13 protein-coding genes are annotated in these 16186 nt (G+C 68.0%); 2 read left to right on the top strand and 11 right to left on the bottom strand.

Features of this window, described 5'->3' with window-relative positions; genetic code table 11:
* Positions 1-30: 30 nt before the first annotated feature.
* The 11 genes from QF777_01225 to QF777_01175 form a co-directional block, all read right to left on the bottom strand.
* Entirely contained in the window at positions 31-1104 is a 1074-nt protein-coding gene (locus QF777_01225) for a glycosyltransferase family 4 protein (GenBank protein ID MDP6910172.1), read from the bottom strand.
* The gene (locus QF777_01220) at positions 1089-1988 is read right to left on the bottom strand and encodes a phosphatidylinositol mannoside acyltransferase (protein MDP6910171.1); all 900 of its coding nucleotides are present in this window, start codon (positions 1986-1988) and stop codon (positions 1089-1091) included. Before QF777_01220 ends, QF777_01225 begins: the two co-directional genes overlap by 16 nt.
* Before the next feature lie 22 nt (positions 1989-2010).
* On the bottom strand, positions 2011-2691 hold the full coding sequence (locus QF777_01215) for a CDP-alcohol phosphatidyltransferase family protein (GenBank protein MDP6910170.1): 681 nt from the start codon (positions 2689-2691) through the stop codon (positions 2011-2013).
* A 129-nt stretch (positions 2692-2820) separates the two neighbouring features.
* Positions 2821-3345, bottom strand: a complete 525-nt coding sequence (locus QF777_01210) for a hypothetical protein (protein ID MDP6910169.1) — start codon at positions 3343-3345, stop codon at positions 2821-2823.
* Positions 3346-3573: 228 nt separating this feature from the next.
* Entirely contained in the window at positions 3574-4203 is a 630-nt protein-coding gene (gene udk / locus QF777_01205; GenBank protein MDP6910168.1) for a uridine kinase, read from the bottom strand.
* Positions 4204-4289: 86 nt separating this feature from the next.
* Positions 4290-5747: an adenosylhomocysteinase gene (gene ahcY, locus QF777_01200; protein MDP6910167.1), complete on the bottom strand. Its 1458-nt coding sequence runs from the start codon at positions 5745-5747 to the stop codon at positions 4290-4292.
* A 351-nt stretch (positions 5748-6098) separates the two neighbouring features.
* Positions 6099-7229, bottom strand: coding sequence for a mannose-6-phosphate isomerase, class I (gene manA, locus QF777_01195; GenBank protein MDP6910166.1), 1131 nt, complete (start codon positions 7227-7229; stop codon positions 6099-6101).
* Between the two features lie 66 nt (positions 7230-7295).
* Positions 7296-7532 (bottom strand): Trm112 family protein, encoded by a 237-nt coding sequence (locus QF777_01190; protein MDP6910165.1) that lies wholly within the window; start codon positions 7530-7532, stop codon positions 7296-7298.
* A 97-nt stretch (positions 7533-7629) separates the two neighbouring features.
* Entirely contained in the window at positions 7630-10227 is a 2598-nt protein-coding gene (locus tag QF777_01185; protein MDP6910164.1) for a glycosyltransferase, read from the bottom strand.
* Positions 10224-12845 (bottom strand): hypothetical protein, encoded by a 2622-nt coding sequence (locus QF777_01180; protein MDP6910163.1) that lies wholly within the window; start codon positions 12843-12845, stop codon positions 10224-10226. The genes QF777_01185 and QF777_01180 overlap by 4 nt, the downstream gene beginning before the upstream one ends.
* Complete coding sequence (locus QF777_01175; GenBank protein ID MDP6910162.1) at positions 12842-13576, bottom strand: CPBP family intramembrane metalloprotease; 735 nt, start codon at positions 13574-13576, stop codon at positions 12842-12844. Before QF777_01175 ends, QF777_01180 begins: the two co-directional genes overlap by 4 nt.
* A 98-nt stretch (positions 13577-13674) precedes the next feature.
* Between QF777_01175 and ftsH the strand changes: the two genes are divergently transcribed.
* Entirely contained in the window at positions 13675-15636 is a 1962-nt protein-coding gene (gene ftsH, locus QF777_01170; GenBank protein ID MDP6910161.1) for an ATP-dependent zinc metalloprotease FtsH, read from the top strand.
* Positions 15637-15662: 26 nt separating this feature from the next.
* Positions 15663-16109, top strand: coding sequence for a hypothetical protein (locus QF777_01165; GenBank protein ID MDP6910160.1), 447 nt, complete (start codon positions 15663-15665; stop codon positions 16107-16109).
* The last annotated feature ends 77 nt before the right edge of the window (positions 16110-16186 follow it).

The raw sequence follows: 16186 nt of genomic DNA, 5'->3' as shown, positions 1-16186 counted from the left end.
TCAACACGGACCAGATGGCCGACCCGCATGTTACGCGCCGGCCACCGAGGAATAGGCCTCTAGGTACTTGTCGGCCAGCCGATGCATCGAGAATTCCTCTGCTCGCTCCCGCCCGCTGACCACCAACCGGGTGGCGAGGGCCGGTTCCGCGAGGACCTTGGCGATGGCCGCGCCGAGCGCCTCGGCATCGCCTGCGGGGACTAGCAGCGCATCGTCACCACCACGCGCCACCTTGGCGTAGCCCGGGATGTCGCTGGCTACCACCGGGGTCTCACATGCCATCCCCTCGAGCAGCACCACGCCGAACGATTCGCCACGCAGCGACGGCGCGCAGAAGACGTCCGCGCCGCGGATCCTCGCCGTTCGCTCTTCGTCGGAGATTCGGCCCAGCCACTGGACCCGGGCGTCGCCGGCCACCCGGGCTCGGAGCTCGTCGGTATCGGGACCGTCGCCGGCCACCCAGAGGCGAACGTCGGCGCCTAGACCGGCCATGGCGTCCAGCAGTACCGCCAAGCCCTTGCGGGGCTCGTGACGTCCGATGAAGAAGACGGTAGGGCCTTCGGTGGGCCACGGAGCGACCTCCCGGCTCCGACGGACCTCCACCCCGTTGAACAGGACCTCGTAATCCCCGCCCAGTGAGTCCCGAGCCATGGCGGCCGCATCATCAGACACGGCGAACACCCGGTCCATTCGCCTGCTGAGCCAACGGACAGGGCGGTTCAGGAGGTCGTAGGCGAGGCTCCCGCCTGCGGCGTGAAATGTCCCCACCATGGGCGACTGGGCCAGAAAGAGAGCCGTGGTGGTCGGCCCGGGGGCCAACGGCTCGTGCAGGTGGAGCACGTCGAATTCCTCATCACGCAGCGCCCGAATGGTGCGAAGCGCACACGACACGTCCGGGGCAATGGGAGCCATCGAACCGTTGGCCGCCGTTGGAAGGCTGTCTCCCAGCGGGGTGACACCGGCGTCGGGCGGCGGACCGTCGCAGGGGCCCAGCACGCGGGTGGGATGGCCTGCGGCCCGCAGCACCCGGGCCAGACCCAGGACCTGCCCCTGGACTCCCCCGGGCACCGTCAGGCTGTACGGGCAGATCAGGCCGATTCGCATGCCGAATCCTCCTGATCTGACGGCCAGTTGGGTTGCAGGAGGTGCCACTGCTCGGGCTCGGCGGCGATCAGTACCTCCAGTTCGGCGGCCAGCGCCCGGGTCACCCGGGCCACATCGTCACGTAGCCGACCTTCGCGTTGGGCCGCTACCGGTGGGCGAACCACGCCGTGGCAGCCGCCCGGGTGGTCGTAGATGGCAATGGGCAACAGGACGGCCCCGGTGCGCAGCGCCAGGGTGGCCGGACCGGCGGGCAGCATCGTGACCTCGCCGAAGAACTCGACCGCCACGCCCGAGCCACCGACATGCCGGTCACTGGGCAGGCACACCGCCCGGTTCTCGCGGAGCATGGCCATGGTCTCGGTGCCGGCACCCGGGCCGAGGCCCACCACCTTCATCCCAAGGGACGCCCGGAAGCTCCGGTACCAGTCGAAGAGTTCCGGCGGCTCGAGCGACTCGACCACGCACCCCACGGGAACGCCGTGGTGGAGGGTCAACCAGTGGGCAGCCCACTCCCAGCTACCGAGGTGTGGCATGGCCATGATGACGCCGTTACCGGCCTCGAGCCCCTCGGCGATCCGCTCGTAGCCCTCCTCGGTGAAGCCGGACACAATCTCCTCGGCGCTCATTGACGGCAGCCGGAAACTCTGGAGGTAGTAGTCGGCGTACGAGGCGAACACCAGGTCCACTGATCGCCGCAGTTGGCGGCCGGTCAGTTCCGGCCCACGAACCCGACGCAGGTTGCGTTCAACGAGTCGACGACGGTCCCTGTCGAGGTAGCCGGCGATACGACCCACCATCCGGGCAACGGGCAACGAGATCGCCGGAGGGACCACGCGCGCGACCACCGAAGCAAGTCGGAAGGCATTGACGATTCCCCGGGTCATGAGCAACCGGAAGGTGGAGGCGTCAGTGGCGATTCGGCCGAGTGGGGGCGCCGTGACGTCGACGACGCTCCATCCGCAGCTGCCGGCGCCGGCCGGGCCAACCGCCTGCCGGGAGTTCCCGGTCTGCGGTGGCCTGACGCCACACCTTCACGAACCGCTGCACCGCGGTAACCAGGCTGAGCGCCAGCATCACCCAGAGCACGGGAACGAGGATCTCGAAGAAGAGCAGACCGAAGGCCAGGACGATGAACCGCTCGGCGCGCTCCATGAGCCCGCCCTTGGCGTCGTAGCCCAGCGACTCGGCCTTGGCTCGCTGGTAGGAGATGAACATGGCCGTGGCCATGATGGCCACCGGCAACATCATCATCCGGTCGGTGCGAACGGTGGCCAGATGCCACGCCACGCCACCGAAGAGGAGGGCGTCGGTGAGCCGGTCGGCCACGGAATCGAAGTAGGCGCCGCGGGATGACGCCGTTCCTGCGGCCTTGGCCACTGCCCCATCGAGTGCATCGGGCACCCCGGTCAGCACCAGCAGCATGAATCCGAGACGCAAGTTGCCCATGCCAATGGCCACCGAGGCCCCGGACGCCATGAGGATGCCGACGACCGTGACGACGTCCGCTGAGATCCCGGCCCGTTGCAGGCTCTGACCAATGGGCGTGAGACCGCGATCCACCACGGTGCGCCAACTGCCGTCCAGCATGATGGTTGCTCCTGTTGGACCCGGCGGGTCCCAGACCTCGAGAGGTTACCGGAGTCACGGTCGACCCTCGGGGTACCGGCGGGCTTCCGGGCATGACGGATCGGCCACCACGTCAGGTTCGGTGCCGGGTCAGGACCAGTCTTCGGGATTGTCCTCGACGTGGGCGGCAACCATCTCGCCGTCGATGCCGTCGACGAATACCAGGCCGCGACGTTCGGGCGGCGATTCGTTCGAATACACGAGAACCCGCCACGTTGGACGACTCCGTAGGCCGCGCCAGGCCATCTGGGCCGATGCGTGACCAACGGGGAAGCCCACGGCCCGCACGGCCGCCACCAGCGCGTCAGCCTCGTCGATCTTGAGGCTCCAGCCGGCCTGCAGGTGGTACAGGCCCACCAGGGCGAGGCCAATGGCTCCGGCGACCAGTCCTCCATCGACCAGCGGCGAGCCTTCAGCCAGCGTGGCAACACAAACGGTGACCGCGGCCAACACCAGGTAGATGAACCCGGGGATCCGTCGCCGGTCGTTGTCGGGGAATACGTAGGGCCCGACCAGCCCGGCACCACGTGCGTCTAGGTCGTCGGGAAGTGCGTCGCGAACGTCACCGTCGGCGGGTACGGGTTCTTCCTCGACGGGTTCGGTGGTCTCGTTCACGGTGAGGGAATCTACCGGGGTCCGTACTCCCGGAAGCCCGTCGAGGCGGGCGGGTCGCCAACGAGCCTCGACGCCCGCACGAGGTGACTGGCCTCACCCCGGCACGAACCGACTGCCGGCGCCGGGTCCCCTGACATCCACACCTGATCCTCGCCCGTCATGGGCCGGACGCGACGGACGAGGTGCGAGCGTCCCGGTGAAGTCCCCATCCCGCAGCCCGAGGCGCTGCTAGCTGGATTGCATGTGGCTGGAATGCAGGTGTTCGACCGCGCCCATCAGCGTGTCGAGGTTCGCAACCATGTCTGCTGTGCCGTCCATATGCAGGTCGGCGTGTAAGGCACTCGGTCCCACGAACGCTTCGTGCATGGGCGCCACGGTCGCCTCGAACTGGGACTGCACCATGGCCGCTGTTCGCCCACGCTCACGCACGTCTCGATCCATGCGACGGGCCAGCCGGATCTCGGCCGGCGCATCCACGAAGACCGCCAGGTCGAGACGTTGCCGCAGTTCCGGCACAGCCAGGACCAGGATCCCGTCGACTACCACTACGGGGCGAGGCTCCACCCGTCGGGTCCGCCCGGTCCGGGTGTGGCTGGCGAAGTCGTAGATCGGTACGTCGACCGCCCGGCCGGCCAGCAGGCCGTCGAGATGGTCGATCAGCAGCGCCTCGTCCAACGAGTCCGGATGGTCGTAGTTGACAACGGCCCTCTGCTCGACCGGCAGGTGGGCGAGGTCGTGGTAGTACTCGTCGAACCACAGCACCGACGCGTCGTCGCCGAGGCGGGACGTGAGGCCGTTGACCAGCGTGGTCTTCCCCGCTCCACTACCTCCGGCCAGGCCCAGCACCGCGCTCCGCACGGGAGTCAAGCCTAGGGGGACAGGTCCGGCACGGCCAACGGCCAACGGCCCGGTACCTGGAGGCATCCGGCCAACTGGTGGGCGGCTCAGTACTTGTAGTGGGTGGGCTTGAACGGGCCGTCGACCGGCACGCCGAGATAGTCGGCCTGGTCGTCGGACAGCTCGGTCAGGCGCACGCCAAGGGAGTCGAGGTGGAGTCGGGCCACCTTCTCGTCGAGTTCCTTTGGCAGCGTGACCACGTCGGTTCCATAGGCCTCGGCCCTGGCGTGGAGTTCCATCTGGGCCAGGACCTGGTTCGAGAAGCTGGCCGACATCACGAAGCTGGGGTGGCCAGTCGCGTTGCCCAGGTTCAGGAGGCGGCCCTCGGACAGCATGATCACCGAGTGCCCGTCCGGGAAGACGAACTCGTCGACCTGAGGCTTGATGTTGATGCGCTGGACATCTGACATACGGGCTAGGCCGGCCATGTCGATCTCGTTGTCGAAGTGGCCGATGTTGCCGACGATGGCCTGATGCTTCATCTTGCCCATGTGTGCCGCGGTGACGATGTCCTTGCAACCGGTGGCCGTAATGAAGATGTCGGCCTCGTCGAGCACACGCTCCAGCGTGTTGACCTCGTAGCCCTGCATTACGGCCTGCAGCGCGCAGATCGGGTCGACCTCGGTCACGATGACCCGGGCGCCCTGACCACGCAGGGACTCAGCGCAGCCCTTGCCCACGTCGCCGAAGCCGCACACCACGGCGGTCTTGCCGCCGATCATCACGTCGGTGCCCCGGTTGATTCCGTCGATCAGGGAGTGGCGGCAACCGTAGAGATTGTCGAACTTGGATTTGGTTACGGCGTCGTTGACGTTGATTGCCGGGAAGCGCAGCTCGCCCGCCTCCTTCATCTGGTACAGCCGGTGCACACCGGTGGTCGTCTCCTCAGACACCCCTCGGATGCCCGCGGCGATCCGGGTCCAACGCTGTGGGTCGTCAAGCAGTGAGGCGGTCAGCGTGGCGATGATCACCTGCCACTCTTCCGGGTCGTCTTCGCTGGCCGGCGGTACCGCACCGGCCGCCTCGTACTCGGCGCCCTTGTGGACGATCATGGTGGCGTCACCCCCGTCGTCGAGGATCAAGTTGGGGCCTTCACCGTCGGGCCATTCGAGGATCTGCTGGGTGGCCCACCAGTACTCCTCTAGGGTCTCGCCCTTCCAGGCGAACACCGGTACGCCACGCAGGTCGTCCGGCGAGCCGTCTGGGCCACAGACCACGGCGGCGGCCGCGTGGTCCTGAGTGGAGAAGATGTTGCAGCTGGCCCAGCGCACCTCGGCACCGAGGATCACCAGGGTTTCGACGAGCACAGCGGTCTGGATCGTCATGTGGAGCGATCCGGTGATGCGGGCGCCGGCCAGTGGCTGGGCATCTGCGAACTCGGCACGCAGGGCCATCAGGCCGGGCATCTCGTGTTCGGCCAGACGGATCTCGTTGCGGCCGAACTCGTTGAGTGAAAGGTCGGCGACACGGTGGTCGTCTGCGAGCGAAGGGGTGGACGCGGTCATGTCGGCTCCCTGGCACGCGAGGTGCCATGTGGTCGGATCCACCCACCGGTCAGGGCCAGCCCGGACGATGGGGAGATCAGGTTTCTGGACGAAGCCGGGCTGGGGTCTTCTGACGCCAATTCAGGCAGCCACGGTATTTGCAGGCTACCGGACACCACCGGATGAATCGGATCGCCCGGGTGTCACACCCGCTACTCCAGGCCCGGAGCGCGACCAGCCCTACCTCCGATGTCGGCCGGTCGTCGGGCGGGCTTTGCGCACCAATGCCGTCGGGGGCGCCAAGTCACCGTCCGGTGAGGCGTGCGCTTTTGCGAGATGTTCCCCGCCAGATTCACCCGTTCGTGGCACTGCTCAACCCTCCCCCACGGTCACCCGATGGACGGTGCCGTCCACCCTCATCCGGGCCGGGCCGTCATCCGGTCCGATCCAGGTTGCCTCACCGCTCCCGACGACAAGATCGGGACCGTCGCCCGGCGTACCGATCAGCGCTGTGCCCTGCGTGCAGATCACCAGTTCGGGGCCACGACGGTCGGACAGGTCGACGTCGAGCCCATCGCCGGCCAGCCGCCATAAAACGGCGCCGACCTCGCTGATCTGGTCCTCCGTCTGGCCGGCTGCGTACCGGTGGACCGGGCCGGTCGGTGACTCCACGACGTCGACCCGGTCGGAGCGGAGCACTTCGGCCAGAGCGGTCGGGTCCACGTGCTTGCTGGTTAGCCCGGCCCGGACCACGTCGTCGGAGACGGCCATGACCTCGACAGCCAGTCCCGAGAGGTGGGCGTGCAGGACACCGGGAGCCACGAACAGGGCATCACCGTCGGCTAGCACCAGATGACGTAGCAGCGGGACGAGCAACAGCGCGGGGTCTCCCGGATGCAGTTCGGCCAGCCGCAGAACCATCTCGGCGGCAGGGCGGTGCGCCTCACTGGACGGCGCGCTGGTTGCGATCCCGTGGGCGGCCGAGAGAAGGTCCGCTAGGTCATCGGGCGTGGACGCCAGGACGGCAGCCACCACGGTTGGCCAGTCGACCCGCCGGATGGCGTCGACGACCGCTTCCGGTAGCCCCAGCGCCGTCCCCGCGGCCACCGCCTCGTCGACCGGCCGGAACCCGCAGAGGGTCTCGAACCGCCCGATTGCACACACCATCTCCGGTTTGGCACAGGCGTCGGGAAAGCACCGCTGAGGATCTTCGGTCGCCAGTCCGGCTTCGTCCTCTCGCCGGTGTCCGACCACGGCCGCCTGTTGGTCGGGATGGGCCTGGAGAGAGAGCGGCCGCTCCACGGCCAGCACCTTGACCAGGAACGGCATCTCGTCCGCCGTCACGTCGCGACCGTCGCCGCGGAAGGTCGAGGGGCCAGACGGGTGGGCGCCGAACCACAACTCGGCCTCCGGCACGCCACTGGGAGCGACGCCACGCAGGTCGGCCAGCGCGGTGGTGGATCCCCAGTCGTAGGACCGGATCACACCGTCGAGCAGGTCCATGGGTCGCTTCCGGACAGGCCGTAGAGAAGAGGGCGTGCAGACGGGGCCAGGTCGTGACCGGGGAGGTCAGTCCCCGAAGGTCGGCTGGATGCCCTCGGCGGCCGCCAGAGCGGTGAGCCGGTCGTGCTCGGCGTCGTCGACCTGTTCGGCCTCGTCGACCAGCATCACCGGGATGCCGTCCCGTACCGCGTACCGGCGCTGCAGTCGGGGGTTGTACAACGCGTCCTCGTCGGCGAACCAGAGCAGCGGGCCCTTGTCCTCCGGGCAGGCAAGGATCTCTAGGAGCTTCGGATCGAGCGTCATTTCGTCAGGCCAGACATCATTGCCTCAGGCTATTGGTCGCGACAGCGGTGACACCCGCCCGGCGACTGTTGGAAGGGTTCCGTTCACCGGGATGCCGCTAGGTAAACAGGCTTTGGACCTCGTCGACCCGGACCGCGCACGCCTCGGCGTTGGCCGCCTCAACGTTGAGACGTAGGAGCGGTTCGGTGTTGGAGGGTCGCAGGTTGAACCACCAGTCGCCGAAGTCGACGGTCAACCCGTCGAGGCGGTCCTGGTCGGCCTCGGGGGCCTCGGTGCGGTAGTGGGCGGCCACTCGTTCGATGACCTCCTTTGGGTCATCCACTTCGGTGTTGCGCTCGCCAGATGCCCCATACCTCTCCAGGGGGGCGACCAGGTCGCTCATCGGTCCGCCGTGGGTGGAGAGGGCCTCGAGGACGACAAGGACGGCAATGATCCCGCTGTCGGCCCGGAAGTTGTCGCGGAAGTAGTAGTGCCCGGAGTGTTCGCCGGCAAAGGCCGCCCCCTCGGTGGCCATGGCCTGCTTGATGAGAGAGTGGCCGACCCGGGTCCGTAGGGCGACCCCTCCCTCCTCGGCGACCACTTCGGGCACGGCCTTCGAGCAGATGAGGTTGTGGAGGATGGTCGCACCGGGTTCACGCCGTAGGACCCCCCGGGCCACCAGTGCGGTGGTTGTCGACCCCGAGATCGGGCGGGCCTGTTCGTCGACCAGGAAGACCCGGTCGGCGTCACCGTCGAAGGCCAGTCCCAGATCGGCGCCGGTGGCCAGCACCCGGGCCTGGAGGTCGCGGAGGTTTTCCGGCTGGATCGGATCGGCGGGATGGTTGGGGAAGGTCCCGTCCAGTTCCGGATAGAGGTGGTCCACCGTGAACGGGAGGCCGTCCAACACCGCCGGAACGACCAGGCCTCCCATGCCGTTAGCCGTATCGACCACGAGATGTAGCGGTCGTAGTGCCGAGAGGTCGGCGAACGACCGGACATGCTCGACGAAGACGTCGAGCATGTCCAGGGTGCGGACGCTGCCCGGCGGGCCACCGGTCGGTTCACCTCGTGGAGTTCCGACCAGGACGTCGGCCTCCACTTCGTTCAGGCCGTTGTCGTAGCCCAGCGGGGCGGCGCCCGAGAGGCAGCACTTCATGCCGTTGTAGCCGGCTGGATTGTGGCTGGCTGTGAGCACCACGGCGGGCGACGAGAGGTGGCCTGACGCGAAGTAGACGAGGTCGGTGGATGCCAGGCCCACATCGACGACGTCGAGGCCCTCACCAGTGATCCCCTGGATGAGGGCCGCTCCCAGGGACACGCCGCTGGGACGCATGTCGCGGCCCACGACGACCTGAGTGCTCTCGGGTTCCCGACGTCGGACCAGGTTGGCGAACCCCCGGCCGATGGCTTCGGCCACCGACTCGTCCCACTCCTCAGGCACCCGTCCACGGATGTCGTATGCCTTGAAAATAGGGGTCTCTGAAAGTCGGGTCTTGTTGCCCGGCGGTCGAAAGGTCGGCGCCTCGGGGTAGTCGCCGCGTCGGGCCCGCTGGCGGACGCGGACGAGGTCGGCGACCAGGCGTAAGCCGTCGCGGACCGCCCGGACGGTGGACCGCTCCGAGTTCTCGACCTCTACGGGCACTTCGGCCAGGGTGAGGCGCCACCGCTCGGCCAGGTGGAACAACTCGACGTCGAAGGCGAAGCCACCCAGCACCGACGCCTCGAAGAGCGGCTGGGCGACGTCGGCCCGGAAGGCCTTGAGACCACACTGTGTGTCGCGGTACTGCCCTAGCAGCAATGCGTGGGTGGTCAGGTTCACCAACCGGCCACCCACCTCGCGAAGGCGGCCGGCCCGCACCAGAGTGGTGGTGTCGGTGTGTCGCCGGCTACCCACCACGAGGTCGTATCCCTCTTCGACCCGGGCCACCAGTGCCGCGGCCTGAGCGGGCCCGTATGCCAGGTCGGCGTCGGTGAACACCACGGTGCGACCCGATGCGACGGCGACCCCAGCCCTCACGGCTGCGCCCTTGCCCTGGTTGCGATCCAAACGGACCACCCGATCTGCTCCGGCTGCCTCGGCAACCGTCGCGGTGTCGTCCGGCGATCCGTCGTCGACCACTACTACCTCGATGTCATTGACCACCACCTCGGTCTGACCATCGGCCTCGGCGAGCGCGACGGCTAGCTCAGTTCGCACCCGGGCGACCGTCTCGGCGATCCGGTCGGACTCCCGGTAGGCGGGAAGCACGACGGTCACCCGCACGTCACCGGCCGGAGGAGGTCGTTCCGACGGATGGTCCTGTTCCCGCCGGATCACGCGGAACAGGAACGCCCGGTAGGCCACCGCTCGCACCAGGCCGGCCACCAGTACGGCGACCAGCTTGGCAGCGAGGTCGATCCGCCAATCTTCGGACCCACCGGCGTCAGTTCCGTCCAACAGGGTTCGACCGGCCGTGAGGGTGGCGAGATCGACCAGCCCGGCCACCACGACGACCGTGACGAAGACCCGCTTGAGGCGGATCCAGCGGGCGTACGGGTCGTCGCGAAGCGTCACCGACCGGTGCAGCAGGCGGGCTGCCACGGCGGCCAGACCCAGAGCCACGACATCGGCCGACCACGGAGACCAACCAGCTCCCAGCAGGAGGACGGCCAGGCCGACGTCGATCGTCGTTGCCACCAGGCCGACGACCGCAAACCGACGGAGACGTTCCCTCATGACTCGCCGTGCTCCCCGGCCGCCGACTCCGAACTCTCCGGTTCCTCCGAAGGCTCGTTGGCTACCCGGCGATCCACCCATCGGTCCAGCCGCCGGTCACCGTCGGGGCCAGCGGCCGCTACGTCGAACAATGCGTTCTCCGGTGTTGCCGGTTCAGAAGGAACGGCCGACCGGCGGGCCAGAGACACCAGGGCCAGTAGTCCGACGCGGGTCAACAGGACCGAGACCACAGCGACCGGCGTTCGACCGTAGGTCAGACGGACGTCTTCGGACGTCGGGACCACCACCATCAGGTTCGGCGTGGTCCGCCACGGACCGTCGGCACCCTCCACCTTCCAGTTGGGGAAATAGGACGTGCGGACTAGCACCGGTACGCCGACCCGGTCGACGCGAAATGACACCGAGTCCACCCCGCTCACGACGTTTGTGACCTCGACAGCGGGCAGCGGCCGACGTTCCGGTTCGGTTCCGGCTTCCACTCGTTGCCACGACCCGGGGCCACCGACCGTTCGCGGAACAGCGGTCGAACCCTGCTGGAAGACCTCCACCGACGGATCCAGCCAGCTCTCGTGATCCACGTCGGTGAACACCGCCGGCTCCACGTCGAGGGCCACCACGGCTTCGGCGCCCTCCACCTCGAAGATGGTCCACGGCCCGCTGGACGCCTTCTCGACCAGGCCCGGGTGGTCCCTCGCTTCGCGCACGGCCCGCTCCGAGAAGGCCGAGTACCACCGTACGCCGAGTTGCCGGAGGTGGTCCGCGCCGGCGTCTAGGTCAAAGCCCCGGTACGGAAGGCCACGCTGGGCTCGCGACGGCCCCTCCGAGAGTTCCGACTGGACGAGAAAGTGGTACGGCGTGGTGGTCGAAGCCTCGAAGTAGAGGCCTTCCATGGAACCGATGCAACCGTCGGTCCAGTGAGGCAGGAGCATCAGGGCCATGGGCGTCCCGTACCGAACCAGGTCGCTGCTGTACTCCCACATGAGACGGCCGCAACCCACCTCGTCGGCCAGGTTCTCCATGGTGGAGGCCAACTCCCGCTGTTCCTCCCAGCCACCACCCGACGAGTCGCCGACCCGGGCCTCGTAGCCCTCGAAGTTCCAGCGGACCCACGGCCGACCGAGGTTCAGTTCGGTCGATTCCATGCCCATCCACCGGTAGGTGTTGCCGTCCATGGACCCACCAGGCATGACCCGCAGGGGCATCCCGAGCAGGATCACCACCGCCAGGAACACGGCGACGGCCCCTCCCCCGGCCACCAGACGGCCCGGCCGTCCGGTGGCAGATCGTCGGACTCCGTCGAGTAGTCGGCCCGCGAGGCGCAGTCCCTCCGACAGGGCGACCGCGGCCAGCAGGTAGATGCTCAGGTAGTAGGCGGGCAGGATCCGGCCGTTGTAGAGGCGGCCCTCCGGCAGGTGCACGAAGGCCAGTCCGAGCAGAACCGCCGATCCGGCCAGGACGAATCCGAAGCGTCGGCGGAAGGCCACCGACAGCACCAGGCCCACGACGGCCAGCACGATGGCCGGCTGGAGCGGTGGATCATTGCTCAGGAAGTCGGCGGCCAGGTCACCCCGGTCCCAGAGGTACGACCGGAAGCGGGTGAGTTTGTGCCACGCCATGTCGTTGAGGTGGTCCCGACGCCACCAGAACGGCAGAACCCAGAACGCCGCGCAGAGCCCGGACACCAGACCGGTGGTCACCAACCACCGCAGGGCCTGTCGACTGGGACGCAGAGCAAAGGCAACCAGCGACGCCACCAGGGCGAAGAACGCCACCAGCAGATGGCACAGTCCGGTCAACGCAAGTACGGCGGCTGCCGGAGCGCGGCCCCGACCGGTCTCCATGCCCCGAACTAGGAGGCCCAGGTACACGAGGCAGGCCGCCATGGCGAGGGCGTAGGCGAATTCGCCCGCCATGGTCGACATCAGGTTTCCGCCCATGATGTTGAACGACTGGTCGAACAGGAACGGGAGGGTGGCTACCGACGTGAGCGCGGGACCCGGGAACGGGAGCCCGGCCAGTCGACCGGCCGCCCATCCGGCCACCGGCATGACCACCAGGCCGGCCACGGTGACCCACTTGACGGCCATGCCGTAGTGGACCGGCACGACGAGGACCACCAGCGCGGCCAGCAGGCCCAGCCGCACCGGCCAGCCCGGCAGGCGGTGTCGGTGCACCACCACCCCGGCGGCCAGCAGGACGGGCAGCACCACGGCCAGCAACGGGGTGGCCAACCCCACGTCGACGGCCACCACCAGCAGCATGGGAACCACCATGTAGAAGTGGTAGGCGGGGAATCCGGCGTACCAGTCAGGTGTCCATCCGGTCAGGCGAAACCGGGGCAGCAACTCGTCGCGGAGGAATGCCGGCCCCCACACGTGGGCGCCGAGGTCGCCGCCGGTGGGGGTAGAGCGGGTGAACAGTACGCCGTCCGGATTCACCACCCAGAGCACGAACCAGACGCCTCCGAGGACGATGAGGAGGTCCACCCAGCGGGTCAGCGGTACCCGTCGGATCAGGGCCGCCACGGGGCTGGCCGTCTCGTCGGGCCCGCTGTCCGGGGCCTCTCCCGGTCCTCCGGGCGATCCTTCCGGGATTGGCGTCTCGGTCATCTCGGTCATCCGGCCAACAGGATCACGATCGTGGTGGCGTTGAAGCCCACGTGGGCCCATACGGCCCGGCCCAGCCGCCCGTCGCGTTGGGCCAACCATCCGCACACCAACCCGATCATGATCAGCGCCGGAAGCTGCAGGAGTTGGAAGTGGGTCAGTCCGAAGAAGGAAGCCGAGACGACCAGTGCAATCCGTCGGGCCATCCGTGCCTCCAACGCCCGAAGCGCCATCCCGCGGAAGAAAAGTTCCTCGGCCACGGGGGCCAGCACCACCACCATCAGGACCAGCAGGACAATGCCGAGCCCGTCGGCCCGGTCGACCAGTTCACGGGCCGGCCCCGAGATATCCAGGTCGTCGGTCAGCAAAAGGATCGGGAGGTAGATGGCCGGGACGACTGCCACCTGAGCCACCACGCCGATGATCAGGCCGTGCCAGGCGTCTCGCCAGTGACCGCCCCGGCCTGGCCCGGCCCAGCCGAAGTCGGCCCACCTGACCCCGCGGACCATCACCAGCCACGCCGGGACCCCGACCAACCCCACGTACAGGGCACCCTGGATGAGCGCTCCCACGGCCAGACTGGGATCCTTGGCCGTTTCGTCACCCGCGATGGCCACGACCACGCCCAGGGCCGCCACGGTGGCTATCAGGCCGACCACCCATCCGACCGCCACGTGGCCCAGACCCCAGGCGACGGACGGACGCGACGACGCGACCACCTCACCTTCCGTCGGGCCCTCCATCGGGCGCACCCTACCGACGGGCCACTACCGGTCACCGACGGGCCACCAACGGGCCGCCGACGGTCGGAGCGTCGCAGGGCCCCCGTACGATGAACGTCATGGCGGATAGATCCGAACGGCCCTCGGGCCCCTCCCCGCAGCCCAAGAGGGACCAGGGTTGGCCCCGTTGGGGGGTCTGGCTGGTCATGGGGCTGGTGGCCACCGCTCTGATCCTGCCTGGCCTCATCTCGTCGGAAAGTGCCGACGAGGTGGCCTACGACCTCTTTCTCGACCGCGTGGCCGCTGGCGAGCTGGCCGACGTACTTGTCGACAACCAGACCGGTCGCATCACCTTCATCGACGATGCGGGCGCCACGTTCGAGACCACGGGACCGCTGGAGTTGTCCATCGACGACCGTCGCCTGCTGGCCGACAGCGGTGCCGTCGTGCGATTCGAGACCCCCCAGCCCGGGTTCCTGCAGACCTGGCTGCCCCTCCTGCTCCCGGTGAGCCTGATCATCCTCTTCTTCTGGTGGATCAACCGTCGGGCCCAGGGACAGATGAGCGGCATGATGTCGATCGGGCGATCGCGGGCCAAGACCTACACCACCGAACGGCCGGGCACGACCTTCGACGACGTGGCCGGGTACGCCGGCGTCAAGCAGGAGATCCGTGAGGTCGTCGACTTCCTTCGCGAAACCGAGAAGTTCGCCGAGATAGGCGCCCGGGTTCCCAAGGGCGTGCTGCTCGTCGGACCACCCGGAACCGGTAAGACCCTGATCGCCCGGGCAGTGGCCGGCGAGGCCGAGGTCCCCTTCCTCTCGGTGACCGGCTCGGACTTCATGGAGATGTTCGTGGGCGTGGGCGCCAGTCGGGTCCGGGACCTCTTCGAGTCGGCCCGAAAGATGGGGCGGGCCATCATCTTCATCGACGAGGTCGACTCGGTCGGTCGTAAGCGGGGCGCCGGGCTGGGCGGTGGCCACGACGAACGCGAGCAGACGCTGAACCAGATGCTGTCGGAGATGGACGGCTTCGAGGGAAGCGAAGGGATCGTGATGATCGCAGCGACGAACCGACCGGACATCCTTGATCCGGCCCTGCTCCGCCCGGGCCGGTTCGACCGTCAGGTGGTCGTGCCCCTACCTGAGTTGGACGATCGCCGGCAGATCCTCGAGGTCCATGTCAAGGGAAAGCGCATCCACGACGACGTTGAACTGGATCTGGTGGCCCGGGGCACACCCGGCATGAGTGGCGCCGACCTGGCCAACCTTGTCAACGAGGCGGCACTCATCGCCGTCCGTAACGGAGACGACGCCATTCGCGCCAACCACTTCGAGGAGGCCCGCGACCGCGCCATCATGGGCCAGAAGCGCGAATCGATGGCCATGTCGGACAAGGAGAAGGAGCTCACCGCGTACCACGAAGCAGGACACGCCCTCTGTGCCGCGTTGCTGCCCACCGCCGATCCGCTGCACAAGGTGACGATCATCCCCAGCGGTATGGCCCTGGGTGTGACCATGCAGTTGCCTGCCGAAGACCGTCACACCTACCGGAGCGACTACCTCCAAGAACGACTGGTCATCCTGCTCGGAGGCCGGATGGCCGAGAAGTTGGTGTTCGGAGTGACCTCCACCGGAGCAGGCAATGACCTCATGCAGGCGACTGAGACGACCCGCAAGATGGTCCGGGAATGGGGCATGAGTGAACTGGTCGGACCCATGGCGTGGGGCAGCCAGGGCCAGGTGTTCCTTGGCGACGACCTCATGTCCACTCGCGACTACAGCGACGAGACTGCCCACCTCATAGACACCGAGGTCCAGCGGATCCTCACCGATCAGGAGGCAAGGTGTCGTCAACTGCTCACCGAGCAGCGCAACGCGTTGGACCTAATCGCCCGCTCACTGCTCGAGCACGAGACGATCAGCGGTGAAGAGGTCGGCCGGCTGGTGACCGCCGCAGCCCGACCCGGCAGCGCTACCGACCCGCCTTCGGTTGGCTCGTCTCCGGGTAACCCGGAACCCTCCGATGAGGCGCCGTTCACCGCGGACCCGACCCTCGGTGACCACTCAACCGTCGAGTAGGCCCAGCCCGACCGACGACTGATTCCATGGACCGCCTGATCCTGCTCGTCGTGGTGGCCACAGCTGCCGCCATCGCCGCACGGCTGCTGCAACGACGTCGACCCGATGCACCGGTCCGGACCGGCTGGACGGTTCCCGAACAACTCGACCGCGACGACTTTGAGCAACCCGACGTGGCCTGGCTGGTCGCCGTGTTCACCTCGGCTACCTGCGACTCGTGCGAATCGGTGATGGCCACCGCTTCTCCCCTGGCTAGCGCCGAGGTCGCCGTTCAAGAGGTGGAGGTCGGAACCCACCGGGCCATCCACGACCGGTATGCCGTCGACGCTGTTCCCATGGTGCTGATCGCCGATGCCCTCGGCGTGGTCCGCGACCACCACATGGGCCCGGTCAGCGCCACCCACCTCTGGGGCTCGTTGGCTGAGCTACGAAATCCGGGCTCCACGCCCGACGGCTGCAGCGCCGGCTCCTGAACCCGCCATCCTGTCGACCAGCCTTCCAGAACAGTTCTTCCGAAACGGGCCTTCCGAAACAAGCCTTCTGAAACCGG

It is taken from the genome of Acidimicrobiales bacterium (assembly GCA_030747595.1).
Lineage (GTDB): Bacteria > Actinomycetota > Acidimicrobiia > Acidimicrobiales > MedAcidi-G1 > UBA9410.
Note: the sequence above shows the minus strand (reverse complement) of the source record. Positions and strands in the feature narration are given on the sequence as shown.

Coding starts and splice junctions, on each gene's coding strand:
- QF777_01190 (MDP6910165.1), bottom strand. CDS start 7,532: ATGACGCTCGATCCGAAGCTCCTAGAGATCCTTGCCTGCCCGGAGGAC.
- ftsH (MDP6910161.1), top strand. CDS start 13,675: ATGGCGGATAGATCCGAACGGCCCTCGGGCCCCTCCCCGCAGCCCAAG.
- QF777_01215 (MDP6910170.1), bottom strand. CDS start 2,691: ATGCTGGACGGCAGTTGGCGCACCGTGGTGGATCGCGGTCTCACGCCC.
- ahcY (MDP6910167.1), bottom strand. CDS start 5,747: ATGACCGCGTCCACCCCTTCGCTCGCAGACGACCACCGTGTCGCCGAC.
- manA (MDP6910166.1), bottom strand. CDS start 7,229: ATGGACCTGCTCGACGGTGTGATCCGGTCCTACGACTGGGGATCCACC.
- QF777_01165 (MDP6910160.1), top strand. CDS start 15,663: ATGGACCGCCTGATCCTGCTCGTCGTGGTGGCCACAGCTGCCGCCATC.
- QF777_01225 (MDP6910172.1), bottom strand. CDS start 1,104: ATGCGAATCGGCCTGATCTGCCCGTACAGCCTGACGGTGCCCGGGGGA.
- QF777_01180 (MDP6910163.1), bottom strand. CDS start 12,845: ATGACCGAGATGACCGAGACGCCAATCCCGGAAGGATCGCCCGGAGGA.
- QF777_01185 (MDP6910164.1), bottom strand. CDS start 10,227: ATGAGGGAACGTCTCCGTCGGTTTGCGGTCGTCGGCCTGGTGGCAACG.
- QF777_01175 (MDP6910162.1), bottom strand. CDS start 13,576: ATGGAGGGCCCGACGGAAGGTGAGGTGGTCGCGTCGTCGCGTCCGTCC.
- QF777_01220 (MDP6910171.1), bottom strand. CDS start 1,988: ATGACCCGGGGAATCGTCAATGCCTTCCGACTTGCTTCGGTGGTCGCG.